The sequence below is a fragment of the Allobosea minatitlanensis genome, assembly GCF_964020775.1.
The window spans coordinates 243,644-268,965 of sequence record NZ_OZ224509.1 but is presented as its reverse complement, the minus strand read 5'-3'; the positions used below and the strand labels follow the sequence as shown (position 1 = coordinate 268,965).

General features: G+C 71.0%; 21 protein-coding genes and 1 pseudogene. 18 read left to right on the top strand and 4 right to left on the bottom strand.

Annotation, left to right across the window (positions count from 1 at the left end):
- Positions 1-54 precede the first annotated feature (54 nt).
- From ccoG to ACWH43_RS01280, 9 genes are all read left to right on the top strand, one after another.
- On the top strand, positions 55-1,614 hold the full coding sequence (gene ccoG / locus ACWH43_RS01320; RefSeq protein WP_158446098.1) for a cytochrome c oxidase accessory protein CcoG: 1,560 nt from the start codon (positions 55-57) through the stop codon (positions 1,612-1,614).
- A complete protein-coding gene (locus ACWH43_RS01315) occupies positions 1,611-2,105 on the top strand; it encodes a FixH family protein (RefSeq protein WP_158446099.1) in 495 nt (164 codons plus the stop codon). The genes ccoG and ACWH43_RS01315 overlap by 4 nt, the downstream gene beginning before the upstream one ends.
- Positions 2,102-4,372, top strand: coding sequence for a cation-translocating P-type ATPase (locus ACWH43_RS01310; RefSeq protein WP_158446100.1), 2,271 nt, complete (start codon positions 2,102-2,104; stop codon positions 4,370-4,372). The genes ACWH43_RS01315 and ACWH43_RS01310 overlap by 4 nt, the downstream gene beginning before the upstream one ends.
- A complete protein-coding gene (ccoS, locus tag ACWH43_RS01305) occupies positions 4,369-4,545 on the top strand; it encodes a cbb3-type cytochrome oxidase assembly protein CcoS (protein WP_158446101.1) in 177 nt (58 codons plus the stop codon). The genes ACWH43_RS01310 and ccoS overlap by 4 nt, the downstream gene beginning before the upstream one ends.
- 302 nt (positions 4,546-4,847) lie before the next feature.
- On the top strand, positions 4,848-5,615 hold the full coding sequence (locus ACWH43_RS01300; RefSeq protein ID WP_158446102.1) for an IclR family transcriptional regulator: 768 nt from the start codon (positions 4,848-4,850) through the stop codon (positions 5,613-5,615).
- A 45-nt stretch (positions 5,616-5,660) separates the two neighbouring features.
- The gene (locus ACWH43_RS01295) at positions 5,661-6,974 is read left to right on the top strand and encodes an MFS transporter (RefSeq protein WP_260348205.1); all 1,314 of its coding nucleotides are present in this window, start codon (positions 5,661-5,663) and stop codon (positions 6,972-6,974) included.
- A gap of 226 nt (positions 6,975-7,200) precedes the next feature.
- Positions 7,201-8,220, top strand: a complete 1,020-nt coding sequence (locus tag ACWH43_RS01290) for a ketopantoate reductase family protein (protein WP_158446103.1) — start codon at positions 7,201-7,203, stop codon at positions 8,218-8,220.
- Positions 8,217-8,969 carry an SDR family NAD(P)-dependent oxidoreductase gene (locus tag ACWH43_RS01285; protein WP_158446104.1) on the top strand — a complete coding sequence of 251 codons (753 nt, stop codon included), beginning with the start codon at positions 8,217-8,219 and terminating at the stop codon, positions 8,967-8,969. Before ACWH43_RS01290 ends, ACWH43_RS01285 begins: the two co-directional genes overlap by 4 nt.
- Positions 8,970-8,982: 13 nt before the next feature.
- A complete protein-coding gene (locus ACWH43_RS01280) occupies positions 8,983-9,888 on the top strand; it encodes a polysaccharide deacetylase family protein (RefSeq protein WP_260348206.1) in 906 nt (301 codons plus the stop codon).
- Positions 9,889-10,202: 314 nt separating this feature from the next.
- Here the strand turns inward: ACWH43_RS01280 and ACWH43_RS01275 are convergent, their stop codons facing one another.
- Positions 10,203-12,512 carry a molybdopterin guanine dinucleotide-containing S/N-oxide reductase gene (locus tag ACWH43_RS01275; protein WP_260348207.1) on the bottom strand — a complete coding sequence of 770 codons (2,310 nt, stop codon included), beginning with the start codon at positions 12,510-12,512 and terminating at the stop codon, positions 10,203-10,205.
- A gap of 298 nt (positions 12,513-12,810) precedes the next feature.
- Here ACWH43_RS01275 and ACWH43_RS01270 point away from each other — a divergent pair, with 298 nt between their 5' ends.
- Positions 12,811-13,038, top strand: a complete 228-nt coding sequence (locus ACWH43_RS01270) for a hypothetical protein (RefSeq protein WP_375797005.1) — start codon at positions 12,811-12,813, stop codon at positions 13,036-13,038.
- Positions 13,039-13,116: 78 nt separating this feature from the next.
- Here ACWH43_RS01270 and ACWH43_RS01265 read toward each other — a convergent pair whose 3' ends face one another.
- Positions 13,117-13,833 (bottom strand): MgtC/SapB family protein, encoded by a 717-nt coding sequence (locus ACWH43_RS01265; RefSeq protein WP_158446106.1) that lies wholly within the window; start codon positions 13,831-13,833, stop codon positions 13,117-13,119.
- 223 nt (positions 13,834-14,056) lie between these two features.
- Between ACWH43_RS01265 and ACWH43_RS01260 the strand changes: the two genes are divergently transcribed.
- Both ACWH43_RS01260 and ACWH43_RS01255 read left to right on the top strand, forming a co-directional pair.
- Positions 14,057-15,292, top strand: a complete 1,236-nt coding sequence (locus ACWH43_RS01260; RefSeq protein WP_260348208.1) for an alpha/beta hydrolase — start codon at positions 14,057-14,059, stop codon at positions 15,290-15,292.
- 16 nt (positions 15,293-15,308) lie between these two features.
- Positions 15,309-16,463: a lyase family protein gene (locus tag ACWH43_RS01255; protein WP_158448163.1), complete on the top strand. Its 1,155-nt coding sequence runs from the start codon at positions 15,309-15,311 to the stop codon at positions 16,461-16,463.
- On the opposite strand, the gene ACWH43_RS01250 is transcribed toward ACWH43_RS01255, so the two are convergent.
- Positions 16,445-17,317, bottom strand: a complete 873-nt coding sequence (locus ACWH43_RS01250; RefSeq protein WP_260348209.1) for a helix-turn-helix domain-containing protein — start codon at positions 17,315-17,317, stop codon at positions 16,445-16,447. The two genes, ACWH43_RS01255 and ACWH43_RS01250, sit on opposite strands and share 19 nt — an antisense overlap.
- 127 nt (positions 17,318-17,444) lie before the next feature.
- On the opposite strand from ACWH43_RS01250, the pseudogene pobA reads away from it, so the two are divergent.
- From pobA to ACWH43_RS01220, 6 genes and pseudogenes are all read left to right on the top strand, one after another.
- Positions 17,445-18,614 (top strand): annotated as a pseudogene (gene pobA / locus ACWH43_RS01245) (4-hydroxybenzoate 3-monooxygenase); the annotation flags it as partial.
- Between the two features lie 150 nt (positions 18,615-18,764).
- Positions 18,765-19,931, top strand: coding sequence for an ABC transporter substrate-binding protein (locus tag ACWH43_RS01240; protein WP_158444253.1), 1,167 nt, complete (start codon positions 18,765-18,767; stop codon positions 19,929-19,931).
- A gap of 202 nt (positions 19,932-20,133) precedes the next feature.
- Entirely contained in the window at positions 20,134-21,003 is an 870-nt protein-coding gene (locus tag ACWH43_RS01235; RefSeq protein WP_158444246.1) for a branched-chain amino acid ABC transporter permease, read from the top strand.
- Entirely contained in the window at positions 21,000-22,010 is a 1,011-nt protein-coding gene (locus ACWH43_RS01230) for a branched-chain amino acid ABC transporter permease (protein WP_375797006.1), read from the top strand. Before ACWH43_RS01235 ends, ACWH43_RS01230 begins: the two co-directional genes overlap by 4 nt.
- Entirely contained in the window at positions 22,007-22,780 is a 774-nt protein-coding gene (locus ACWH43_RS01225) for an ABC transporter ATP-binding protein (protein ID WP_158444244.1), read from the top strand. Before ACWH43_RS01230 ends, ACWH43_RS01225 begins: the two co-directional genes overlap by 4 nt.
- Positions 22,767-23,483, top strand: coding sequence for an ABC transporter ATP-binding protein (locus tag ACWH43_RS01220; RefSeq protein WP_158444243.1), 717 nt, complete (start codon positions 22,767-22,769; stop codon positions 23,481-23,483). Before ACWH43_RS01225 ends, ACWH43_RS01220 begins: the two co-directional genes overlap by 14 nt.
- An 82-nt stretch (positions 23,484-23,565) precedes the next feature.
- On the opposite strand, the gene ggt is transcribed toward ACWH43_RS01220, so the two are convergent.
- Positions 23,566-25,242, bottom strand: a complete 1,677-nt coding sequence (gene ggt / locus ACWH43_RS01215; protein WP_158444242.1) for a gamma-glutamyltransferase — start codon at positions 25,240-25,242, stop codon at positions 23,566-23,568.
- Between the last annotated feature and the right edge of the window lie 80 nt (positions 25,243-25,322).

Genomic DNA, 25,322 nt, shown 5'->3' with positions numbered 1-25,322 from the left:
CTGGAACGATGGCCGGCGCCTCCCGGGAGGAGGCCCGGCTAGGAGATCACGGACATGCTCAAAACGTCGGATATCGAGACGTTTGACGCAACGGCGGTCAATTCGGCGCGCGTGCGCCAGCCGCTCTACGCCGCACGCAAGAAGATCTTCCCCAAGCGGGCCGAGGGTCGCTTCCGGCGCTTCAAATGGCTCGTGATGCTGGTCACGCTCGGCATCTATTATCTGACGCCCTGGCTGCGCTGGGACCGCGGCCCGCACGCGCCCGACCAGGCGGTGCTGGTCGATCTCGCGAACCGGCGCTTCTACTTCTTCCCCATCGAGATCTGGCCGCAGGAGCTCTATTTCGTCGCCGGACTGCTGATCATGGCCGGCTTCGGGCTCTTCCTGGTGACCTCGACCATCGGGCGCGCCTGGTGCGGCTACGCCTGCCCGCAGACGGTCTGGGTCGATCTCTTCCTGGTGATCGAGCGCGCCATCGAGGGCGACCGCAATGCCCGCATCAGGCTCGATGCCGCGCCCTGGTCGGCCGGGAAGCTGGCGAAGCGGGTCTCCAAGCACGCGGTCTGGCTGGCCGTCGCGATGGCGACGGGCGGCGCCTGGATCTTCTATTTCGCCGATGCGCCGACATTGCTGCACGCGCTGGTGACCGGAAGGGCCGCCGCGGTGGCCTACATCACCGTGGCGATCCTGACCGCCACCACCTACGTCTTCGGCGGGCTGATGCGCGAGCAGGTCTGCACCTATATGTGCCCCTGGCCGCGTATCCAGGCGGCGATGCTCGACGAGAACTCGCTCACCGTCACCTATAACGACTGGCGCGGAGAGCCGCGCACGCGCCATGCGAAGAAGGCCGCCGCAGCCGGCCAGGCGGTCGGCGATTGCGTCGACTGCAATGCCTGCGTCGCGGTCTGCCCGATGGGCATCGACATCCGCGACGGCCAGCAGCTCGAATGCATCACCTGCGCGCTCTGCATCGACGCCTGCGACAGCGTCATGGACAAGCTCGGCAAGGATCGCGGGCTGATCGCCTATGCGACGCTGGCGGAATACGATTCCAACATGGCGCTGGCGACCGCGGGCGGAACCTCCGCCGTCGACCCCCGCCGGGTGCGCGGCGCCGGCGGCAGGCTCTCGGACAAGGTCGCCACCTTCCACCTCGGGAATCTGCTGCGGCCGCGCACGCTGATCTATCTCGGCGCCTGGTCGCTGGTCGGGCTCGGCCTGCTCTTCGCCCTGCTGACGCGGGACCGGCTGCAGATGAGCGTCCTGGCCGACCGCAACCCGCAATTCGTCGTCCTGGCCGACGGCGCGATCCGCAACGGCTACACGGTCAAGCTCCTGAACATGGTCCCCGAGCTGCGGACCATCACCATGTCGCTGGAGGGACTGCCTGGAGGCGAGATGACCATCGTCGGCATGAACCAGCCGGCCGGGCGCTCCTTCATCGTCGAGCTCGAGCCGGACAGGCTCAAGACCCTGCGCGTCTATGTGCGCCAGCCGCGCGGGGAGGTCGCCGGCGCGACGCAGCACGTCCGCTTCTCGGTCCAGGACAAGTCGAGCTCCGAAAGCGACCATTACGACGCCACCTTCGACGCACCGGAACCGAGCCCATGAGCCCTGTCGGCGGACGACGCGAACTGACCGGCCGGCATGTGCTGGCCATCATGGTCGCCTTCTTCTCGGTCATCATCGCCGTGAATCTGACGATGGCCTTCCTCGCCCGGTCGAGCTGGACCGGCCTCATCGTCGAGAACACCTATGTCGCCAGCCGCGACTTCAACGAGAAGGCCGCGGCCGGCCGCGCGCAGGCGGCGCTGGGCTGGACCTCCGCGCTCGCCATCGCCGACGGCCGGGTCAGCTACCGGCTGACCGACGGCCAGGGCCGGGCGGTGCCGGCCACCCGCGCCGCGGCGAGCTTCCGCCGCCCCGCCTACGAGTCGGAGGACCAGGACGTCACCCTGACCCTACAGCCGGACGGCGCGCTGGCGGCCCCGGTCGCCCTGCGCGACGGCGTCTGGATCGTCGAGATCCACGCCGAAGCCGGGCTCGACCGGCCCTATCACGACCGGAAGCGCCTGACCGTCCGCGGCGGAACGATCCGATGAGCTGCTGCGCGCCGGGTGCCGAAGCCTTCGCGGATGCCGGCAGCCTGTCGGCGGACGAACTGCGCCACGCCGCCCGCAGCCTCGGCGACGGGACGGCACGGATCGAATTGTCGCTTCCGGCGGTGCATTGCGGCGCCTGCATCCGCACCGTCGAGCAGGGGCTGTCGCGCCTGGAGGGCGTGACCGACGCCCGCGTCAACCTCTCGACCCGGCGCGTCACCATCCGCTTCACGGAGGACCGGCCGCCGCCGCTGGTCGAAACCCTGTCGGGGCTGGGCTATCCGCCGCATCTGTTCGACGAGGCCGATCTCGGCAAGGAGCGGACCCTCTCGGAGCTGCTGCGGGCGGTCGCGGTCTCGGGCTTCGCCGCCAGCAACGTCATGCTGCTGTCGGTCTCGGTCTGGTCCGGCGCCGACGGCCCCACCCGCGACCTGTTCCACTGGATCTCGGCGCTGATCGCCCTGCCCGCCTTGGTCTTCGCCGGCCGCATCTTCTACCGCTCGGCCTGGAGCGCGCTGCGCCACGGCCGCATGAACATGGACGTGCCCATCGCCATCGGCGTGACGATGTCCTATGCGATGAGCCTCTACGAGACCTTCAACCACGCCGACCACGCCTATTTCGACGCTGGCGTCTCGCTGCTGTTCTTCCTCCTCGTCGGGCGCACGCTCGACCATGTGATGCGCGACAAGGCCCGCTCCGCCGTGCTCGGCCTCGCCCGCCTCGCACCCCGCGGCGCGATCGTGATCGCACCCGACGGCAGCCGCGACTATCGCGAGACCGGCGAGATCGAGCCCGGCATGCGGCTGGCGGTGGCGGCGGGGGAGCGCATCTGCGTCGATGCGCGGGTGGTCGGCGGCGCCTCCGATCTGGACTGCTCGCTGGTCAATGGCGAGAGCTGGCCGAGGCGCGTCGGGCCCGGCGCGCCGGTGCAGGCGGGAACGCTCAACCTCACCGGGCCGCTGACGCTCGAGGCCACGGCGCGCGCCGAGGATTCCTTCCTGGCCGAGATGCTGCGCATGATGGAGGCGGCGGAGGGCGGGCGCACGCGCTACCGGCGCATCGCCGACCGTGTCTCGTCGCTCTACGCGCCGGTCGTCCATCTCGCCGCCTTCCTGACCTTCCTCGGCTGGATGCTCGTCGACGGCGACTGGCACAAGGCCATCACCATCGCCATCGCGGTGCTGATCATCACCTGCCCCTGCGCGCTCGCCTTGGCCGTGCCGATCGTCCAGGTGGTCGCGGCCCGCCGCCTGTTCGACCGCGGCGTGATGGTCCGCGACGGCGCGGCGATGGAGCGCCTGACCGAGATCGACACCGTCGTCTTCGACAAGACCGGGACGCTGACGGCCGGGCGCCCGAGGCTCACCAATGCGGTCGACATCGAGCCCGGCATGCTTGCCATGGCCGCCGCCCTGGGCGCACATTCGCGCCATCCCCTGTCGCAGGCGATCGCGCGGGCCGGTCGAGGGCGCCTCGGCGCCCCCGGCTTCGTCGCCATCGCCGAGCATCCCGGCTTCGGCATGGAAGGCCTGTGCGAGGGCGCCGTCTGGCGCCTCGGCCGCGCCGATTGGGCGCTCGCCGGCGGCGAGGGCGAACCGGGAGCCGCACGGCCCGGCACCGTTCTGGCGCGGGACGGCCGCGAATGCGCGCGCTTCCGCTTCCAGGATGCGCTGAGGCCCGGCGCGGCGCAGTCGGTCCAGGCGCTCGAACAGGCCGGCATGACGGTGGCGATGCTCTCGGGAGATACCGAGGCCGCCTGCCGCGAGGTGGCGGACAGCCTCGGCATCCGCCGCTATGCGGCCGCCCTGCTGCCCTCGCAGAAGGTGGAGCGCATCGCCGCAATGGCGGCCGACGGCCACCGGGCCCTGATGGTCGGCGACGGGCTGAACGATGCGCCGGCCCTCGCTGCCGCCCATGTCTCGATGGCGCCCGCGACCGCCGCCGATATCGGGCGCAACGCCGCCGACTTCGTCTTCCTGCACGACAGCCTGGAGGCCGTGCCCTTCGTCATCGCGATCTCCGCGCAGGCCGGACGGCTGATCCGGCAGAATATCGGCCTCGCCCTGCTCTACAACGCGCTGGCGATGCCGATCGCCATTCTGGGCTATGCCACGCCCCTGATCGCGGCCGTCGCCATGTCCGCCTCGTCGCTGGTGGTCATCGGCAACGCCTTGCGGCTGCTCCGCACGCAGCCGGCGGCCGCCGGGGACGCCAGCCCCGCAGCCGCGACCCCTGCCCTCGCAGCGACGGCGGAGCGGGCATGACCGTCCTGCTCTACCTCGTCCCGATCGCCCTGTTCCTCGGCTTCGCCGGCCTCGCCGCCTTCCTCTGGGCGCTGAGGAGCGGCCAGTACGACGACATGGACGGCGCCGGCGAGCGCATCCTCCTCGACGACGAGCCGCCGCCCGGCAAGCCCTCCTCCTGGCGGGGCGGGTAGGCGCAACAGCCTCCGGCCTTCGTCGCCGAGCGCGGCCGGCCATCGGCTTCTTCCGCCTTCCATTCGCCGCATCCGCATCCCGCCCGGTTCCCCGGACAGGGCACCTGCACGCATGAATGCGCCTCTCGCGAAAGCATGCGTCCGGATCCCGGGGCCGCGGCCGGCAAACCGCCTTGAACGATCACCCACGGCACGCCACCGGCCGCGCGGCTTTCCCGAGTCGGAACGCCTGCGCCCGGCCGGTTTGACATCGATCCGGCGCCGGCCTAGGAAGTTCACTATTCTGAATAAGGGTCATATATATGACCAGCACAGTCCGATCCGCCGCGCGGGTGCTCGACCTCCTGGAATATCTGTCCGGGCAGGAGGCCGGCGCGTCGCTGAGCGAGAGCTGCGAGGCGCTCGGCCTGCCGAAGAGCAGCACGCTGATGCTGCTGCGCACGCTGCTGGTGCGCGGCTACATCGTCCGCGACGAGGCCGACCGCTACCGCCTCAACGAGACCTTCCGCCGCCACGGCTTCGGCTGGGGCGGCCACCGCTATGCCCGGCTGATCGCGCTGGCCGAGCCGGTGATGGAACGCCTATGCGCGGAGGTCGAGGAAACCGTGCTGCTCGGCGCCGCCGATCAGGGCGCCGTCAAGATCCTGGCCAAGATCGTCGCCCAGCAGCCGATCCGCTACGACGTCGAGCTCGCCTCGACCTCGCCCTTCTACTGCACGGCGATGGGGCGGGTGCTGGCGGCCTATTCCTCGCAGGAACGCTGCGACGCGATGCTCCAGGCGGTTCCGCGCGCCAGGCTGACGCCGCTGACCGAGACCCGGCTGGACGCCCTGCGCAAGATCGTCGCCGCCGTGCGCGAGGCCGGCATCGCCGTCGTCGAGGAGGAGTTCGCCCTCGGCGGCACCGGCATCGCCGCGCCGATCTTCGCGCCCGACGGCTCCATCCTCGCCAGCCTCGACATCGGCTGCGTCACGCCGCGCTTTCAGATCAAGCGCGCCGCCATTTCCGCCGCGCTCTCGCAGGCGGCGACGACCCTCACCCGGAAATTGGCGCTTCAGGAGGCCCGCTGACGGCGTCCGGCGAACCAACGCGACCCCCAAGGAGGAAATAATCACATGACGGCAATCAGCCAGGCCGCCAAGCCCCCCGCACACGACACCGAGGCCGTGATGTCCGCCGGCAAACGGCGCCGCCAGCTCGTCGCGGCGTCGATCGGCAACGTCCTCGAATATTACGATTTCGTCGTCTACGCCTTCCTCGCCTCGACGATCGCCACCAAGTTCTTCCCGAGCGAGAACGAGGTCGCCGCCCTGCTCGCCTCCTTCGCCGCCTTCGGCGTCGGCTTCCTGGCGCGCCCGCTCGGCGGCGCGATCATCGGCCGGATCGGCGACAAGCGCGGCCGCAAGATCGCGCTGCTGATCACCATCTTCGGCATGGCCGTGGGCACGGTCGGCATCGGCATCCTGCCGTCCTATCAGTCGATCGGCATCCTCGCCCCGATCCTGCTGGTGGCGATGCGGCTGATCCAGGGCCTGGCCGCCGGCGGCGAATGGGGCGGCGCCACCGCCTTCATCATCGAATCCGCTCCGGAGGGTCGCCGCGGCCTGTTCGGCGGCATCGGCCAGGCCTCGATCGCCAGCGCCAGCCTGCTCGGCAGCCTCGTGGTCGCGATCGTGGCCGGCATCTTCACGCCTGAGCAGATGAACGACTGGGCCTGGCGCGTTCCGTTCCTGCTGGGCGCCATCCTCGTCCCGGTCGGCTTCTACATGCGCCGGAACATCGAGGAGACCCCGGCCTTCACGGCGGCGCAGGCCGAGCCCGCGGCCCGCAGCCACGATCTCGGCAGCCCGCTCGTCCTGATGGCGAAGGCCTTCGGCTTCACCATCATCTGGACGGTCTCCTACTACATCATGCTGAACTACATGCCGACCTTCCTAACCAAGCATGCCGGGATCAGCCAGAGCCAGGCGCTGTGGGGCAATTCGATCGCGCTGGTGGTGCTGGTGGCGACGACGCCGCTCTTCGGCGCGCTCTCGGACAGGATCGGCCGCAAGCCGCTGCTGCTGGCCTGCTGCGTCGCCTTCGTGGTGCTGCCCTACCCGCTGTTCCAGGTGATCCTCGCCTCGCCGTCCCTGGTGACGATCGTCGCGATCCAGATCGTCTTCAACCTGTTCATCGCCGCCTTCTCGGGAGCCGGACCGGCGGCCCTGTCCGAGCTGTTCCCGACGCATTCGCGCACCACGCTGATGTCGGTCGGCTACAGCGTGTCGGTGGCGATCTTCGGCGGCTTCGCGCCCTTCATCGCGACCTGGCTGATCGGCGCCACCGGCTCGCCGATCTCGCCGACCTATTATCTCATCCTCGCCGGAATCGTCTCGGCGGTGGTGATCTGGAACTTCCGCGAAACAGCGCATGAGCGCCTGCGCTAGATCATCGCGCGTCCTTACGGACGCGGCAACGACGATCTATCTCATTGCTGGTGCATCGGATTTTCCCGAAAAGGGGAGTCCACTTTTCGGCCCGATGCTCCAGCGCCCGACCCGGCCGGCTCGCCCGGCGGGCCGGCCGCGCCATCCGGCGCGATGATCGTCCCGCCGGCCGCCTTGCCGCGGCCGGCGGGACGCGCGACCATCCAAGCCTCTGGAGAAATACCCCATGTCCGAACCGATCCTGATCTGGGGCGCCGGCGCCATCGGCGCCACTTTCGGCGCCGCGCTGAAGCGGGCCGGCCGCGACGTGACCTTCGTCGACCTCGTCGAGGACCATGTCGCCGCGATTCGCGATCCCGCCCGCGGCCTGCGCATCACCGGCCCGGTCGATCCGATGACGGTGGTCGCGCCGGCCTTCATCCCGGCCGGGCTGTCGGGGCGCTGGCGGCGCATCTATCTCGCCGTGAAGGCCCACCACACCGAGGAGGCCGCGCGGGCGCTGGCCCCCCATCTCGCCGATGACGGCCATGTCGTCTCGCTCCAGAACGGGCTGTGCGAATCGCTCATCGCCGGGGTGGTCGGCGCGGAGCGCACCGTCGGCGCCTTCATCAATTTCGGAGCCGACTGGATCGGCCCCGGCGAGGTCCATTACGGCAACCGCGCCGCCTTCGTGGTCGGCGAAGTCGACGGGCGGATCACGCCGCGGCTCGAGGAGATCCTGGCCGAGGCGAAGCTGTTCGAGCCGGACGCGATCCTGACCGAGGACATCGGCTCCTATCTCTGGGGCAAGCTGGCCTATGGCTCGCTGCTCTTCGCGCAGGGGGTGGGCGAGCTCGGCATCGCCGACTGCCTCGCGCGGCCGGAGCTGCTGCCGCTCTGGCGCGGCCTGGCGACCGAGGTGCTCGCCGTGGCGAAGGCGGAAGGCGTGACGGCCCGCGGCTTCAACGGCTTCGACCCCGCCGCCTTCCAGGCGGATTCGACGGAGGAGGCCGCCCGGCGCAGCGTCGCGGCGATGGTCGCCTTCAACCGGCCCAACGCCAAGACCCATTCCGGCATCTGGCGCGATCTCGCCATCCGCAAGCGCCGGACCGAGGTCGACGCGCAGCTCGCCCCGATCGTCGCGCTCGGCGCGAAACATGGCATCGCCTGTCCCAAGCTGACGGCGCTGGTCGAGACGATCCACGCCATCGAGGACGGCAAGCGCCCGATGTCCGACGCCAATCTCGACGAGATGGTGCGCGCATGAGCCTCGACTTCACCGGCAAGGTCGTCGCGGTCAGCGGCGCGGCGATCGGCTTCGGGCGCGCCATCGCCCGGCGCTTCGCCGCAGCCGGCGCGACGGTCTATGGCTGCGACATCCTCGCCGACGATCTGCGGGCCGTCGCCGCGACGAACATCCATGCCGACGTGGTGGACCTGATGGACCGCGCGGCCGGCGGGGCCTGGATCCGCTCGGTCGAAGAGCGCGCCGGCAAGGCGATCGACGTGCTGGTCAGCAATGCCGGCGGCGTCGCGGGCCAGGGGCCGGTCCCGATCGAGGCGGTCGCGGACGCGGATTTCGACCGCGTCCTCCAGATCAATCTCGGCTCGGCGCTGACGCTCTGCCGCGCCGCCGCGCCCGGCATGAAGCGGGCCGGCGCGGGCGCGATCGTCACCATCACCTCCGGCGCGGCGCTGCAGGCCTCGCTCACCGGCGTCCAGGCCTATTGCGCCGCCAAGCATGCGCTGCTCGGCCTGACGCGCCAGCTCGCGCATGAGCTCGGCCCCGACGGCATCCGCGTCAACAGCGTGGCGCCGGGCTTCGTCCGCACCAATCCGGCGACCGAGCGCCAATGGGCCTCCTACAGCCCCGAGCGCCAGCGCCAGATCGTCGAGAGCGTCGCGCTCAAGCGGCTCGGCACCGCCGATGAGATCGCCAAGGCCGTGCTCTTCCTCGCTTCCGATCTCGCAAGCTTCGTCAACGGGCAGGTGCTGTCCGTCGACGGAGGCAAATGAGGAGACCTCAAAGATGACCGCAGACAACCCCGCCCGGATGGAACCCTGGCAGTGGCCGGAGCCGCATTGGCGCGCGCTCGTCAACCAGGTCCGGGCCGGCCGCAGCTATCGCCCGGCGAAATGGGCGAACGGCGCGCGCTGCGCCTTCGCGCTGTCCTTCGACGCCGACCACGAGACCAACGAGCTGCGCGACGGCGGCAAGTCGATCGGCCGACTCGCCTGGGGCCAGTACGGCCCGCGCGTCGGCGTCCCGCGCATTCTCGACCTGCTGCAGCGCCACGACGTCCCGGCCACCTTCTACGTCCCGGCCGTCGCCGCCTTGCTGCACGAGGACGAGCAGCGCCGCGTCGTCGCGGCGGGGCACGAGATCGGCATCCATGGCTGGATCCACGAGCTCAACTCGGTGCTGCCCTACGAGGCGGAACGCGACCTGATGCTGCGCGCCACGGATACGCTGGAGAAGATCACCGGCATCCGCCCCGTCGGCCTGCGCACGCCGTCCTGGGATTTCAGCCCGAACACGCTGCGGATCGAGAAGGAGATGGGCCTCCTCTACGATTCCTCGCTGATGGCCGACGAGGATTGCTACGAGCTGCTGCTCGACGGCGAGCCGACCGGCATCGTCGAGCTGCCGGTCGAATGGGTCCGCGACGACGCGGTCTATTTCATGATGCACCGGTTCCAGTCGCTGCGGCCCTACACGCCGCCCGAGGCCGTCTTCGACATCTTCCGGCGGGAGTTCGACGCGGCCTATGAGGAGGGCGGCCTGTTCCAGCTCACCACCCATCCGCACATCATCGGCTACCGCTCGCGCATCTGGATCCTCGACGAGCTGATCCGGCACGCCAAGTCCAAGGGCGATGTCTGGTTCGCCACCCACGCCCAGGTCGCGGCCTATGCCCGCGACAACGCCGCCTGACGCGGGCGGGCGCGCCAGCGGAGCACCCCTCGCCTCGACGGCTCGCGACGGGTCTCGTCAGGTCAGCGCCGCCCGGTTGCCCGGCGCGGCGCCCCGGCCCAGGAGCTCCGCCGTGTGCTCGCCATGTCCTTCGCACCGCAGACGGTGGGCAGCCATGTGCTGGCGATGCCGCGCGAGCGCGCGCTGGCCTGCGGTGGCCCGGCCCCTGCGCTGCCTGAGGCGCCCGCCCTGTCCCCTCCGGCCGCAGGAAGGGAAGGGGCCTCCCGGCGACCCCAGGCGGCGGCGGGCACAGCGCTCGCCGGCGCCCGCGACGCTCAGGCGAGGGCCGGCGGGTCGTAGGCCTGGATCGGCGGCAGATTGCCGTCGAAGCGCTCCACCTGCACCGTGGTGAGCTGGCCGGTGCAGCCCTGCGCCAGCGCCGAGGTGCCGATGTCGCGCGTCAGCACGTTGGGATTGCCGTGCACGCAGAGGGGCTTGTCCTCCTCCGGATCGGCGGGGTCGTACCAGGCGCCGGTCGGGAGCTGGATCACGCCGCGGCGGATGCCGTCGGTCAGGGCGACCCCGGCGAGGCAGGCGCCGCGCTCGTTGAACAGGCGCACGATGTCGCCCTCGCGGATGCCGCGCGCGGCGGCGTCGTCGGGATGCATCCGCGCCACCTCGCGGCCGCGATGCTTCGAGGCGCCGCTATGCCCGCCGAAATCGAGCTGGCTGTGGAGGCGCGTGCGGGGCTGGTTGGCGACGAGCACATAGGGCGCCGCCTCGTCCGGGACATGGACGGGGCCGAGCCAGGCCGGATGGCCGGGGCAGTCGGCCTCGCCGAAGCCGGCGATGGTCTCGCTGAAGATCTCGAGCTTGCCGCTCGGCGTCGCCAGCGGGTTGCGCTCCGGGTCCTGGCGGAAGGCCCGCAACCGGCCGCCATCGTCGGGCTGCTGCGGCAGCTCATAGCCCTCGCTTTCCCAGAACTCGGCGAAGCGCGGCGCCGGCAGGCCCCTGGCCGCCAGCGCCGCGCGCGTCGGCTCGTAGAGATGCTCCAGCCATTGGCGCACGCTGCGCCCTTCCGTGAAGGCCTCGCGCGCGCCGAGGCGCTCGGCGAGGTCGGCGAAGATCGCGTAGTCGTCGCGGGCCTCGCCATAGGGCGGCACGACCGGACGCATCGGCAGCAGCAGCGGATCATTCGAGCTGGCGCCGATATCCTCGCGCTCCAGCGTCATCGTGCAGGGCAGGACGATGTCGGCATGGCGGGCCGTCGCGGTCCAGGCCAGCTCGTGGACGACCAGCGTGTCGAGCCGGGCGAAGGCTTTGCGCAGCCGGTTCAGGTCCTGGTGATGGTGGAAGGGGTTGCCGCCGGCCCAGTAGACCAGCTTGATCGCGGGGTAGGTCCGGGTCTGGCCGTTGTAGCGATAGGGCGTGCCCGGATGCAGCAGCATGTCGGAGATGCGCGCGACCGGGATGTAGTCGCAGACGCCGTTGCGCCCCTGTGAGAAGGTCGGCACCGGCACGGCGTTGAAGCGGCGCCCGTAATAGGCGATCGCCCCGAGCGCATAGGCATAGCCGCCGCCGGGCAGCCCGATCTGCCCCAGCGCCGCCGCCAGCACCATGCCCATCCAGACCGGCTGCTCGCCATGCTCGGCCCGCTGCAGCGAATGCGAGACGACGACGACCGCCCGCTTGCCGGCGAGGCGCCGGGCCAGCGCGACGATCTCGTCGGCCGGCAGGCCCGTGAGCGGCGCCGCCCAGGCCGCATCCTTAGGCTGGCCGTCGGTCTCGCCCAGCAGATAGCGCTCGAAGACCGGCCAGCCGACCGTGTAGCGGTCGAGGAAGGCCCGGTCGTGTAGCCCTTCCGTCACCAGGGTGTGGACGATCGCCATCATCAGCGCGGTGTCGCTGGCCGGGATGCAGGACACCCACTGCGCCCGCACCTCGTCCGGCAGGTCGGAGCGCAGCGGGCTGACCAGCACGAATTCGCAGCCGCGTTCGGCCGCGCGCTGCATCGCGCCGCGCTCGACATGCTTGCTGACGCTGCCGCCGGCGACCATCGAATTCTTCAGCGCCATGCCGCCGAAGGCGATCACGATCTCGCTGTGCTCGGCGATCTGCTCCCAGGAGACGTTGCGCTTGGTCAGGTCCTCGTATTCGCCGATGATATGCGGCACCAGCACCTGCGAGGAGCCCGAGGAATAGCTGTTGACCGACTTCACATAGCCGCCGCAGGCGGTGTTGAGGAAGCGGTGGATCTGGCTCTGCGCGTGATGGAAGCGGCCGGCGCTGGCCCAGCCATAGGAGCCGCCGAAGATCGCGCCGGGGCCGAAGCCGTCGCGCACGCGCATGAGCTCGCTGCCGAGCAGGTCGAGGACGGCCGGCCACGCCATCGGGACATAGTCGTCGCGCCCGCGCCTGTCGTCCGGCCCGGGGCCGTTCTCCAGCCAGCCGCGCCGCACCATCGGCCTGGCGATCCGGGCGCGATGCCGCAGCGCCGCCGGGAAGTTCTCGAGGATGCCGTTCGGATCGGGATCGCCGGGATGGGGCCGGACCTCGAGCTCGCCATCGCGCATCCGCGCCGAGAACACGCCCCAATGGGAGGTGTGCGGCAGGAACCCGGCTTCGCCGGCGTCGCCCAGGGACATGTCGGTCGGCTCCATTCTATCGACCCCCGACGCGTCGAAGCGTGAGACGGCCGCGATGTCAACCGCCAGGCGCCGGCGGGGCCGGCGCCGCGACGGGAAAGAGCCTGAGCTCATCCGCCAGCCAGGCCCTGACGCCCCGTAAGGTCTGAAGCGGTGGGAGGCGATCGACGATAAATGGTTTGTCGGGAAGCCGGCGGCTGCCTAAGGGATCAGGTGGCCGCCGCACGCATTCGCCGCACGGAAACCCCAGACGGCGATACCGCCCCGCCCGATCCCTTCCTCCGGAAGCTTCGCGGCGATGCTGCTGCTGGCCCTGATGTGGGGCGTCTCGATCCCGATCACGAAGCTCGGCCTGCTCTCGCTGCCGCCGCTGACACTGACCGCCCTGCGCTTCGCCATCGCCGTGCCGCTGATGTTCGGCGACGCGCTCGGTCTCCTCTTCGTCCTGGGCGTCGTCCTGGTGCTCGGCGGCCTGGCGCTGACCGTGACCACGTCCCGCGGGCGCGAGGCTGCCGCCGCGCCGTGAACGCCGCCCGGCTCTTTGATTCTGCGATTCTGCGCCGGCTTTTCCCGAAAACCGCGTTCCGCTTTTCGGGCCGATGCGCTAATCCGACGTGCTGCTCTCCCAGGTCGCATGGGCGACGGCCGGCAGCCTCTCCAGCTTTTCCACGACGAGGTCGAGCTCCTTGCGGTCGACCGCGGTACTGATCAGCCGGGCGACGATGTCGACGGCCTCCTCGCTCCGCTCGATCGTGGTCACGTCGCTGACCGGGTACTGCGCCGCCTCCAATTGCTCGATCAGGACGTCGCGCGTTTCAGCGAGCGCGGCCGGCCTGGTGGTGACGACGACCTCATAGGTCGCCTCCAGCGCGCGCTCGTTCAGCGGGATGCGGTTGATCGCGTTGACCAGCGGGCGCAGCAAGGTGTTGCCGGCGATCACGAACAGCGTCACCAGCGCCGCTTCCGCGGCCATGTCGGCGCCGGTGCAGGCGCCGACCGCCGCCGAGCACCACAGCGTCGCCGCCGTGTTGAGCCCGCGCACATTCATGCCTTCCTTCATGATCACGCCCGCGCCGAGAAAGCCGATGCCGGAGACGACATAGGCGATCACGCGGATCGCGCCCTCCGCGCCGGCGAGCCGCATGGCGAGGTCGACGAAGGCGGCGGCGCCGACCGCCACCAGCACCGTCGTGCGCAATCCCGCGGTGCGCTGGCGGTATTGCCGCTCGGCGCCGATCAGCGCCCCGAGGACGAACGCCGCCAGCAGGCTGAAGCAGGTGTCGAGAAACGGAAAGAGCTCGAAAGTCTGGACGAAACGCATCAGGGGTCTCCGGCGCGATGCGAGACGCGGTCTCGCCCGGCAACATCGCGCCCGCATGAAGCCTGCGGGCGCGATGCCGGCCCGCTTTATCGCGCGCCGCGCCGGTTGTCGCCAGCCTTGCGAACGGGTCTGCGCGCTTGAGTGTGCGGATCAGCCCTGCCAAGAAGGAGAGGCGGCCTCCGCGGGCGGCCGCCTCGTGATGGCTCACGGCGAGAGAACGGTGATGACAGGACGCCTATCCGTTTCGGCTCTCGCCGGCACCCTGCTCCTGCTCGCCGGCTGCGCCGGCGACCCCAAGGGCACGCTGGTCCCCGTCGCCGCGGTTCCGCGCGACACCAGCAAGGTCTCGATGCTGGTCGTGACCACCCGCGCGCCCGACCAGGACCCCGGCGTCCTGTTCTCCGGCGAGCGGGGCGAGATGTCCTTCGCCGAGATCGTCGTCTCGATGCCGCCCGACGCGCGCCGGAAGGCCGGCGAGGTGCAGTGGCCGAGCCGCCTGCCGGGCAATCCGGAGACGGATTTCGTAACCGCGAAGGTGGAGAAGCTCGACCGCCGCCAGGCGGTGGCCCTCTTTCACAACGCCGTGCAGAAGGTGCCCAAGCGGCGCGTCCTGGTCTTCATCCATGGCTTCAACAACCGTTTCGAGGACGCGGTCTACCGCTTCGCCCAGATCGTCCACGATTCGCGCGCCGAGGCCGTGCCGGTACTGTTCACCTGGCCTTCGCGCGGCTCGATCTTCGCCTATGGCTATGACCGGGAGAGCGGCAACTACTCCCGCGACGCGCTGGAGAACCTGCTGCAGACGCTGGCGCGCGACCCCGCCGTAGGCGAGGTCTCGATCCTCGCCCATTCGATGGGGAACTGGGTGACGCTCGAGGCGCTGCGCCAGATGGCGATCCGCAACGGCCAGATCCCGGCGAAGATCGCCAATGCGATGCTGGCCGCCCCCGATGTCGATATCGACGTCTTCCGCAAGCAGGTCATGGAGATGACCGGCCGGCGGCCGCGCTTCACCATCTTCGTCTCGCAGGACGACCGCGCGCTCGCCGTCTCCCGCCGCGTCTGGGGCAGCACCGCCCGGCTCGGCGCCATCGACCCGGATGCCGAGCCCTACCGCACCGCGCTGGCCAGCTCCGGCATCACCGTGCTGAACCTGACCAAGCTGCAGACCGGCGACCGCCTCAACCACGGCAAGTTCGCCGAGAGCCCGGAGGTCGTGCGCCTGATCGGCTCGCGCTTGATCGAGGGGCAGCCGATCACCGATTCCCGCATCGGCCTGGGCGACCGGCTGATCCAGGTCACGGCCGGCGCGGCGAGCGCCGTCGGCACGGCCGCGGGCCTCGCCGTCTCGGCCCCGCTCGCCGTCATCGACCCCCAGTCGCGGCAGGGCATCGCCGACCATACCGAGGAGCTCGGCCGGTCGCTGCGCGACGCCTCCGACGCGGTGACGGCACCGTGAGGCAAGCGAGGCCGGAATGAGCCAGTTGCTGCGCACCCGCCCGGCGACCACCGACGCCATGCTCGCCGTCTTCGACGACGCCGCGACGCTGCGGCACGCACTGGCCTTCGAGGCGGAGCTCGCCCGCGCCGAGGCGGCCGAAGGGCTGATCGGCGCGGCGGAAGCGGAGGCCATCGCCGCGCTCTGCGCCGGCATCGCGCTCGACCCCGCCGCGCTCGCCGGCGAGGCCGCGCTCGCCGGCACGCTCGCCATCCCGCTGGTGGCGCGGCTGCGCCGGGCCCTGCCGGAGGCCGCGGCCGGGAGCCTGCACAAGGGCGCGACCAGCCAGGACGTCGCCGATACGATCCTCGTCCGGCAGATCCGCGAGGGACAAGCCTTGCTGGACGCCGATCTGGCGCGGACGGCCGGCGCCCTCGCCGCCCTCGCCCGGCGGCACGCGGCGACGCCCGCCATCGGCCGCACCCTGCTGCAGGATGCCCTGCCGATCGGGTTCGGCCTGCGCATCGCGCAATGGCAGGCCGGCATCGCCGATGCGGCCGAACGCCTGCGGCGGGAGGTCGAGCAGGGCGCCGTGCTCCAGTTCGGCGGCGCCGCCGGCACCCGCGCCGGCCTCGCCGGCAGGGGCGCGGCCGTGGCCGCCCGCCTCGCCGCCGCGCTCGGCCTGCCCGATGCGGCGCCCTGGCATGCCCGCCGCGGCGGCATGGCCGGCATCGCGGCCGCGCTGGCGATCGTCATCGGCGCGCTCGGCAAGATGGCGCGCGACGTCTCGCTGCTGGCGCAGAACGGCGTCGGCGAGGCGCGCGAGCCGGCCATTCCCGGCCGCGGCGGTTCCTCGGCGATGGCGCATAAGCGCAATCCGACCGGCTGCCAGGTCGCGCTCTCCGCTGCGCTGCGCGCGCCGGGCCTCGTCGCCGGCCTGCTCGCCGGGCTGCCGGCCGAGGAGGAGCGCGGCCTCGGCGGCTGGCAGGCCGAGGGTCCCGCCCTGGCCGAGCTCTTCCTGCTCGCAGCCGGCGCGGCCGAGGCGATGGCTGTCATCGCGGAGGGGCTGGAGATCGACGAGGCCGCCATCGCCCGCAATCTCGCCGCCGCCGGGCCGGGCGTCGACATCGGCGAGAGCGAGGCCCTGACCGAAAGCCTGCTGACCGCCCGGCCTCAGCCATTCGCCCGGTAGTCGGACGGCGCGTGCCCCGCCCGCTTGGCGAAGAAGCGCGAGAAATAGGCGGGGTCGGAAAAGCCGAGGCGGAACGAGATCTGCGCGATCGTCAGCGAGGTGTAGACGAGGTCGCGCCGCGCCTCGATCATCAGCCTGTCCTGCAAGACCCGCGATGCCGAACGGCCAAGCGCCTCGCGGCAACTGCGCGACAGATGCGGCACCGAGACGCCGAGCGCACGCGCATGCTCGCTCAAGGGCTCGTGGCTCTGGAAGCGGGTTTCGACCCGCTCGATGAAGCGCCGCACCAGCCCGGCGCGCCGGTCCTTCGCCGGCTCCGCGCCGGCATGGGCGCCGCGCGCCGCCCGCGAGAACCAGGCGGCGATCAGGTCGGCATAGGCGGCGAGGGCGAAGGCGCGGTTCGGCCGGTTGGCCCCGAATTCGCGCATCGCCAGCCGCATCAGCGTCGCCAGCGCCTGCGTCTCCGCCGCCTCCGGCGTGGTCTGCAGCAGCGCCGGCGCCGCGAGCAGCGAGCGCGCCTCGGGCTCGGCGTCGAACAGCCGCCTGAGCGAGGTTTCCGCGACGCTGGCGACGAAGCCCTCCGTGTCGACGATGAAATCGAACTGGTGGATCGTCGAGGGCGGCAGCAGCAGGGCCGAGCCCGGGCGGAGCTCGCGCTCGCGCCCGTCGATCCGGGTCCGGCCGCCGCCGCCGATGACGAGGAAGAACTGGAAGAGCTGGTCGTGGAAATGCGGCTGGATCGTCCAGCCATGCAGGGCGCTGCGGGCGACGATCGGCTCGATATGCAGCGCATCCGGGAAGCGGTCCGTCAGGCGCTCGCCGTAGAGCCAATAGGCGGGAATGGTGGCCGGCATGCCCCCTCGCGATCGATTTGTCCAAGAGACTGCGCGAATCCTCCATTCCGTCAACCCTGCCGGCATGCGTAGCCTGCGGCACGAAATGGCGGCACCAGATCGCCATCGCCGCGGGGGAACGCGAAGAATGCGCACGCAGGTCGCCATCATCGGCGCCGGGCCGGCCGGGCTTCTGCTCGGGCAGCTCCTGTCGCGCGCCGGGATCGATAATGTCATCCTCGAGCGCCGGAGCTGCGCTTACGTGCTGTCGCGCATCCGCGCCGGCGTGCTCGAGCAGGGCATGGTCGACCTGCTGCGCGAGGCCGGCGTCTCGGACCGGCTCGACCGGGAGGGGCTGGTGCATGAGGGCGTCAACCTCGCCTTCGGCGGCGTGCTCCACCGCCTCGACCTGAAGCGGCTCACCGGCGGCAGCACCGTCACCGTCTACGGCCAGACCGAGGTCACGCAGGACCTCGTCGAGGCGCGCCGGGCCCTCGGCCGGCCGACGGTCTACGAGGCGGAAGAGGTCGCCCTGCACGGCATCGACACGGCCGCGCCGCGCGTCAGCTTCCGGGCGAACGGCACGCAGCAGGAGCTGCGCTGCGACTTCATCGCCGGCTGCGACGGCTATCACGGCGTCTCGCGCGGCGCGATTCCCGCGGGCGCCCTCGCCACCTTCGAGCGCGTCTACCCCTTCGGCTGGCTTGGCCTGCTGGTCGACCGCCCGCCCGCCGCCGAGGAATTGGTCTATGCCCGGCACGAGCGCGGCTTCGCGCTGTGCTCGATGCGCTCGGCCGCGCGCAGCCGCTATTATCTCCAGGTCCCGCTGGAGGAGCGCGCCGAGGACTGGACCGACGAGGCCTTCTACGACGAGCTGCGCCTGCGGCTGCCGGCCGAGGTCGCGGCAGCCCTGCGGACCGGCCCCGCGCTGGAGAAGAGCATCGCGCCGCTGCGCAGCTTCGTCGCCGAGCCGATGCGCTTCGGCCGGCTGTTCCTCGCCGGCGACGCCGCCCATATCGTGCCGCCGACCGGAGCCAAGGGCCTCAACCTCGCGGCGAGCGACGTGCGCTATCTGTTCGACGCCCTGCGCGAGCATTACCGCGACGGCTCCGACGCCGGCATCGCGGCCTATTCCGCCCGCGCCCTCGCCCGGGTCTGGAAGGCCGAGCGCTTTTCCTGGTGGATGACCGGGCTGCTGCACCGTTTCCCCGGCAGCAGCGCCTTCGAGGACCGCATGCAGCAGGCCGAGCTGGACTATCTGGTGAGCTCGCCGGCGGCCTCGGCCGCGCTGGCGGAGAACTATGTCGGCTTGCCTTACCACGGGGAAGCGGGCATTGGCCCTCTGCAGCCTTTCCGAGACGGCTCCGGGCCGCCCGGCAGGTGACGGCAGGAGCCGAACGCGCGACAAAAGCAGGGTCAGGGAACGGGAGGACGGCAGATGATGAACAGGCGCATTTTCGGCAGGCTCATGCAGGCGGGGGCTCTGGTGCTGGCGGGGGGCCTCGGCCTCGCCGGCGCGGCCGCGGCCGACACCGTCAAGGTCGGCATCATCGGGCCCTTTTCCGGCCCCTTCGCCCTGCAGGGCAAGAACTTCCAGGCCGGCGTCGAGGCCTGGCTGGCGCAGAACGGCAAGTCGGTCGCCGGCCATGACGTCGAGATCGTCTATCGCGACCTGCCCGCCGCCAATCCGCAGCAGGCCCGCGCGCTGGCGCAGGAGCTGATCGTCCGCGACAAGGTGCAGTATCTCGGCGGCGTCTACTTCACGCCGGACGCGATGGCGATCACGCCGCTGCTCAAGCAGGGCAACGTCCCGCTGGTGATCTTCAACGCCGCGACCTCGGCGATCATGACCTCCTCGCCGCTGGTGGTGCGGACCTCCTTCACCACGGCCCAGACCACGACGCCGCTCGGCAAGGCGGTGGTCGATCGCGGCGTCAGGAAATTCGTCACCGCCGTCACCGATTACGGCCCCGGCGTCGATGCCGAAATCGCCTTCAAGAAGGCGGTGGAAGCCGCCGGCGGGCAGGTCGTCGAGACCATCCGCATGCCGCTCAACACCACCGAGTTCAGTCCGATCATGCAGCGCATCCGCGATGCCGGCGCGCAGGGCGTCTTCGCCTTCCTGCCGTCCGGCCCGCCGACGCTGGGCTTCGTCAAATCCTTCAACGACACCGGGCTGAAGCAGGGCGGCGTCAAGCTCTTCGCCACCGGCGACCTGACCCAGGAATCCGACCTGCCGGCGCTGGGCGAGGCGGCGAGCGGCATGATCACCGGGTTCCACTACGCCGTCTCGCACGATTCCGACGCCAACCGGCGCTTCGTCGCCGCCGCCGAAAAGGCGATCGGCGGCCCCGGCCAGCTCTCCTTCCCGGCGGTCGGCGCCTATGACGGCATGTATGTGATCGCGAAGATGATCGCCGCCACCGGCGGCAAGCAGGATGCCGAGAAGGCGGTCGAGGCGGTGAAGGGCCTCGCCTGGGAAAGCCCGCGCGGCCCGGTCAGGATCGACCCCGAGACCCGCCACATCACCCAGACCATCTATCTGCGCGAGGTCGCGAAGGACGACAAGGGCCACTGGATCAACAAGGAGATCCAGAGCTTCCCCGAGCAGGCGGACCCCGGCCTGGCGAAGTAAGGCAGCCCCCGCAGCCTCCGTCACTCCGGGCGCGGCGAGGCGAAGACCGGGATCCATCGTGGAGCGGCAGGCCCTTCGATGGATTCCGGAGCGGCGCCGCGGAGCCTTTCCCGGGCCGACCGAAGGAAGGCCGGGCCCGGAGGCGGCTTGCCCGCAATGACGCCATGCACCTGTTCGACGTTCCGACGAGGCCCGACCATCCATGCAGACGGCCCTCAGCATCGCCCTCGACGCCTTCGCCTACGGCATGGCGCTGTTCATCATCTGCATCGGCCTGTCGCTGACGATGGGGCTGATGCGGCTGGTCAATCTCGCCCATGGCGCCTTCGCCATGATCGGCGGCTACATCGCCTCCTATGCGGCGCGCGATCTCGGCCTCGGCTACGGCTACGGCTTCGGCATCGCGCTCGCCGTCGCCGGCACGGTGCTGATCGCGGTGCCGCTCGAACGCCTGCTCTTCCGCCGCATCTATGACCGCAGCGCGCTCTCGCAGGTGCTGATGACCATCGGCATCACCTTCTGCGTCATCGGCATCACCAATTATGTCTTCGGCCCAACGCTGAAGACCATCCCCCTGCCCGCCGATCTGGCGCGGCCGATCGATCTCGGCTTCCGCAGCATCGCCGGCCACAGGCTCTTCGTCATCGCCAGCGGCCTCGCCGTCGCCGGCGGACTCTGGTTCCTGATCGAGCGCACCGGCTTCGGCATCAAGCTGCGCGCCGCCGTCGAGAACGCCCCGATGTCGCGCGCGCTCGGCGTCCGCACCGAGCTGATCTACGCCGCGAGCTTCGCGCTTGCCGTGGCGCTCGCCGCCTTCGGCGGCGCGGTCGGCGCCGAATTCCTGCCGATCGAGCCCTATTACGCCCTGCGCTACATGGTGACCTTCCTCGTCGTCGTCTCAGTCGGCGGGGCGGGCTCGATCCCCGGCGCGCTCGCCGCCTGCCTGCTGCTCGGTGCGATCGACGTGACCGGGCGCTACCTCATGCCCGATTTCGGCAATTTCTTCTTCTACCTCGCGGTGATCCTGGTGGTCTGCGCCTTCCCGCGCGGCCTGATGGGACGGGCCCCGTGATGGCGCAGGCTTCCGCCCCCATGGCAGCCGCCACGCCCGCCCGCGACCTCGGCCGCGACCTCGCCGGGCTCGCGCTCATCCTCGCCGCCGGACTCGCGGGCTACTGGCTCTTCCCCGACAACCTCTCCTTCCTGACCCGCCTGATCTCGGTCGCGCTGCTGGTGCTCTCGCTCGACCTGATCGTCGGCTATTGCGGCATCGCCTCGCTCGGCCAGGCGGCCCTTTACGGCGCCGGCGCCTATGCCGCCGGCATCGCCTGCCTGAACGGCGTGACCGAGCCCTTCCTGCTGATCCTGATCGGAGCGGCGGCCGGCGCCGTCACCGGCCTGCTGATGGGGACGGTGATGCTGCGGGCACACGGGCTGCCGCAGCTCGTGCTCTCCATCGCCATCGTCCAGCTCCTGCACGAGGCCGCCAACAAGGCCGCCTGGCTGACCGGCGGCAGCGACGGCCTCGCCGGCATGGTCCCCGCCCCGCTCTTCGGCCTGTTCGAATTCGATCTCTGGGGCCGCGCCGCCTATCTCTTCGGGCTCGGCCTGCTCGTCGCCGTCTTCGTCGCGCTGAAGCTCCTTGTTCGCTCGCCTTTCGGCATGGTCTGCCGCGGCCTCAAGGAGGACCCGCTGCGGGTGAGCGCGCTCGGCATCTCCGCTTTCCCGGTGCTGCTTCGGATGTTCGTGATCTCGGGAGCCGTCGCCGGCATGGGCGGCGCGCTCGGCGCGATCTCGACCCAGGTCGTCGGGCTCGACAGCGTGAGCTTCGAGCTCTCCGCCAACGCGCTGGTCATGCTGGTGCTCGGCGGGCTGGGCAATCTCTACGGCGCGCTGATCGGCACCGTCGTCTTCATGGCCGTCGAGCATGTCGTCGCCGCGATCGACCCGTTCCACTGGATGACGCTGGTCGGCGCGCTGCTGATCGCCATCGTGCTCTTCGCCCCGCGCGGTCTCTCCGGCACGCTCGACGAGGCCGCCCGCATCCTGGCGCGCCGCCCGCGGAGGGCAGGGCCATGAATCCGGCTGCCGCCAGCCCCGTCTTCGCGGTCGCGCATCTGTCGAAGTCCTTCGGCGGGCTCAAGGTCAACCACGACGTCTCGATCGCCATGGCGCCGGGCGAGCGCCTCGCCCTGATCGGTCCTAACGGCGCCGGCAAGACCACCTTCGTCAACCTCGTCACCGGCCGCATCCGGCCGAGCGCCGGCACGGTTCGCCTGGGGGACGAGGACATCACGCGCCTCGGCGCCGTCGCGCGCGTCCGGCGCGGCCTCGTGCGCACCTTCCAGGTGACGCGGCTCTTCCCGGATATGACGCCGGAGGAGCATGTCGTCATGGCGATCCTGCAACGGCAGGGCCGCGCCACCCGCATCCTCGCCCGCTTCCACGGCGCCGGCGCGGCGGCCGACGAGGCCGCCGACATCCTCGCCACGCTCGGCCTGACGGAGGTCGCCCGCCGCAAGGTGGTCGAGATCGCCTATGGCCAGCAGCGGCTGCTCGAGATCGCCATCGCCATGGCGCAGCGGCCGAAGGTCTTGCTGCTCGACGAGCCCGCCGCCGGCGTGCCCTCCACCGACACGCCGCTGATCGAGCGCGCGCTGGAGCGCCTGCCGGCCTCGCTCGCCGTGCTGATGATCGAGCACGACATGGATCTGGTCTTCCGCTTCGCCCGGCGCGTCACGGTTCTGGCGGCCGGCGAGCTGATCTTCCAGGGCCTGCCGGCCGACGTCGCCAGGGACGACAGGGTCCGCGAGGCCTATCTCGGGAGCTATGCTCATGCCGGCCGCTAGCCTCGACGTCCGCGGCCTGAGCGCCGGCTACGGCCAGACCCATGTGCTGGAGGATGTCTCCTTCTCCGTGCCGGCCGGCGGGCGCCTCTCCATCCTCGGCCGCAACGGCATGGGCAAGACCACGCTGATGGCGACGCTGATGGGGCTGACCCGGCGCTATGCCGGCAGCATCGGCGTCGATGGGCGGGACGTGACGGGCCTGCGCACGACCGGCCGCGCGCGCGGCGGCATCGGGCTGGTTCCGCAGACCCGGGAGATCTTCAAGGGGCTCACCGTCGAGGAAAACCTCTTCGTCGGGCTGAAGGATCGCCCGCGCCGGGCGATCGAGGAAGCCTATGCGCTCTTTCCCCGGCTCGGAGAGCGCCGCCGCAATCTCGGCTCGCAGCTCTCGGGCGGCGAGCAGCAGATGCTGGCGACCGCCCGCACCATCCTCGGCCAGCCCTCGATCCTGCTGCTCGACGAGCCGCTGGAGGGCCTCGCCCCGGTGATCTGCGACATGCTGATGGCGGCCTTCGCGCAGCTCGCGTCGAGCGGCGCGATGACGATCCTCTTCGTTGAGCAGCGGCTCGAAAGCGCCCTCGACTTCGCCGAGGAGGTCATCATCCTCGAACGCGGGCGGATCGTCTGGGCGGGAGCGTCAGCGGCCCTGCGCGCCGATGGCGCCGTGCTCGAACGCTATGTCGGCGTCGGCGGGCTGCACTAACACAGCAGCCTTCGAGACGGCCCTTCGGGCCTCCTCAGGATGAGGGCTCGGATGGGACGTCGGACCGCCGAATCGCTGCCCGTCAAAGACTGAACCGCGCCCCGGCCCGCGCCAGCCCGCCCGAGATCGCGACCGGCGTGCCGTCCGCCCGCCAGCAGGCGGCGCCGGTCAGCGTGCCGTCCGCGTTGAAGGCGATGGCGTTCATGCCGCCGGCCACGCGCGGCGAGCGCATGATCCTGTGCCCGCGCGCCGCGAGGCCCTCGGCCACCGCCTCGGGAATCGCCTCCTCCAGCTCCAGCACGCCGCCCTCGGTCCAGACGCGCGGCGCCTCGACCGCCTCCTGCAGGCTCATGCGGTGGTCGATCAGGTTGACGATCGCCTGCAGGGCCGAGGGGAAGATGCGCAGAGCGCCGGGCAGGCCGAGCGCATAGGCGATCCGCCCCTCCTTCAGCACCATCATCGGCGCCATCGAGGTGAAGACGCGCTTGCCCGGCGCGATCGAGAGCGCGCGGCCGGGATGCGGATCGAAATTGAACATGTAGTTGTTGGCGATCATGCCCGTGCCGGGGATCTGCACGCAGGCGCCGAACAGCCCGTTGATCGTCTGCGTCGCGCTGACGACGTAGCCGTCGGCATCGGCCACGGTGACATGGGTGGTGTCCGCCGATTCCCCGCCCGAAAGCCCCGCCGTCCAGCTTTTGGCCCGGCCCGTCTCGATCAGCGCGCGCCGCTCGGCGGCATAGCCCTTGTCGATCAGCCGCGCGACCGGGACCCTGACGAAGGCGGGATCGGCCGTCGCCACGGCGCGGTCGGCGAAGGCGATCTTCAGCGCCTCCGCCAGCAGATGCACCGCATCGACCGAGCCGAAGCCGAGCGCGCCGATCTCGTAGCCTTCGAGGATGTTGAGCATCTGGGCGATGTGCACGCCCGAGGAGGAGGGCGGGGGCGGGCCGACGATCTCGTAGCCGCGATAGGAGCCGCGGATCGGCTCGCGCGTCTGGGTCCGGTAATCCGCCAGATCCTCCGGCCCGATCAGGCCGCCATGCCTCGCCATGTAGCCGGTGAGCGCCGCCCCGAGCGCGCCGCCATAGAGCGCCCGCGCCCCCTCCCGGGCGATGAGCCGCAGGCTCTGCGCATAATCGCCCTGGACCAGCCTGTCGCCCGGCTGGAGCGGCGTCCCGCCCGGCAGGAGCATCGCCGCGAGACCCGGATCGCGGGCGAGATCGGCGGCTTTGTCGGCGATGCAATTGGAAAGATAGGGCGTGACCGTGAAGCCCCGCTCGGCCAGCGCGATCGCCGGCTGCAGCACATCCGCCAGCTTCAGGCTGCCGAAGCGCTCCAGCGCCTCGCACCAGCCCTTGAGCGCCCCCGGCACCGCCACCGCCTTCGCCCCGACGAGATTCTCGCGGTCGCGCGTGTCGCGCTGCCTGCCGATCTCGTCGGAGAGGCAGTCATACATCCCCGGCGTGGCCCGGCCGGGCGCGGTCGAGAGATTGTCGATGATGCGATGGCTGCCATCGGCGAGGCGGATATGGCTCAGGCCCCCGCCGAGGACGCCGACCATCATCGGCTCGGCCACCGTCAGCGCGAACAGCGCGGCGACCGCGGCATCGACGGCGTTGCCGCCGGCCAGCAGCATCTGCGAGCCCGCGGCCGAGGCGAGCGGATGGTTGGTGACGACCATGCCGCGCGAGCCGGTGGCCGGCTTCTTCTCGCAGGTGAAGTCGGCGACGCGGCGGGCGGGAGCGGAGAGGGTCATGCCCGCAATTGAGCGCGTGTCGCGGCACAGGTCCAGACGGCTTCCCGCGGGACGGTCCACGCGCGGGCCGCATGGCGCCT

What these genes read in the sequence shown, in the direction of transcription:
- ACWH43_RS01270 (WP_375797005.1), top strand. Translation starts at nt 12,811, where the DNA reads ATGCTGCTGCTGGCCCTGATGTGGGGCGTCTCGATCCCGATCACGAAG.
- ACWH43_RS01260 (WP_260348208.1), top strand. Translation starts at nt 14,057, where the DNA reads ATGACAGGACGCCTATCCGTTTCGGCTCTCGCCGGCACCCTGCTCCTG.
- ACWH43_RS01295 (WP_260348205.1), top strand. Translation starts at nt 5,661, where the DNA reads ATGACGGCAATCAGCCAGGCCGCCAAGCCCCCCGCACACGACACCGAG.
- ACWH43_RS01280 (WP_260348206.1), top strand. Translation starts at nt 8,983, where the DNA reads ATGACCGCAGACAACCCCGCCCGGATGGAACCCTGGCAGTGGCCGGAG.
- ACWH43_RS01265 (WP_158446106.1), bottom strand. Translation starts at nt 13,833, where the DNA reads ATGCGTTTCGTCCAGACTTTCGAGCTCTTTCCGTTTCTCGACACCTGC.
- ACWH43_RS01275 (WP_260348207.1), bottom strand. Translation starts at nt 12,512, where the DNA reads ATGTCCCTGGGCGACGCCGGCGAAGCCGGGTTCCTGCCGCACACCTCC.
- ACWH43_RS01290 (WP_158446103.1), top strand. Translation starts at nt 7,201, where the DNA reads ATGTCCGAACCGATCCTGATCTGGGGCGCCGGCGCCATCGGCGCCACT.
- ACWH43_RS01220 (WP_158444243.1), top strand. Translation starts at nt 22,767, where the DNA reads ATGCCGGCCGCTAGCCTCGACGTCCGCGGCCTGAGCGCCGGCTACGGC.
- ACWH43_RS01235 (WP_158444246.1), top strand. Translation starts at nt 20,134, where the DNA reads ATGCAGACGGCCCTCAGCATCGCCCTCGACGCCTTCGCCTACGGCATG.
- ACWH43_RS01285 (WP_158446104.1), top strand. Translation starts at nt 8,217, where the DNA reads ATGAGCCTCGACTTCACCGGCAAGGTCGTCGCGGTCAGCGGCGCGGCG.
- ACWH43_RS01225 (WP_158444244.1), top strand. Translation starts at nt 22,007, where the DNA reads ATGAATCCGGCTGCCGCCAGCCCCGTCTTCGCGGTCGCGCATCTGTCG.
- ACWH43_RS01255 (WP_158448163.1), top strand. Translation starts at nt 15,309, where the DNA reads ATGAGCCAGTTGCTGCGCACCCGCCCGGCGACCACCGACGCCATGCTC.
- ACWH43_RS01300 (WP_158446102.1), top strand. Translation starts at nt 4,848, where the DNA reads ATGACCAGCACAGTCCGATCCGCCGCGCGGGTGCTCGACCTCCTGGAA.
- ggt (WP_158444242.1), bottom strand. Translation starts at nt 25,242, where the DNA reads ATGACCCTCTCCGCTCCCGCCCGCCGCGTCGCCGACTTCACCTGCGAG.
- ccoG (WP_158446098.1), top strand. Translation starts at nt 55, where the DNA reads ATGCTCAAAACGTCGGATATCGAGACGTTTGACGCAACGGCGGTCAAT.
- ACWH43_RS01315 (WP_158446099.1), top strand. Translation starts at nt 1,611, where the DNA reads ATGAGCCCTGTCGGCGGACGACGCGAACTGACCGGCCGGCATGTGCTG.
- ACWH43_RS01240 (WP_158444253.1), top strand. Translation starts at nt 18,765, where the DNA reads ATGCAGGCGGGGGCTCTGGTGCTGGCGGGGGGCCTCGGCCTCGCCGGC.
- ccoS (WP_158446101.1), top strand. Translation starts at nt 4,369, where the DNA reads ATGACCGTCCTGCTCTACCTCGTCCCGATCGCCCTGTTCCTCGGCTTC.
- ACWH43_RS01310 (WP_158446100.1), top strand. Translation starts at nt 2,102, where the DNA reads ATGAGCTGCTGCGCGCCGGGTGCCGAAGCCTTCGCGGATGCCGGCAGC.
- ACWH43_RS01250 (WP_260348209.1), bottom strand. Translation starts at nt 17,317, where the DNA reads ATGCCGGCCACCATTCCCGCCTATTGGCTCTACGGCGAGCGCCTGACG.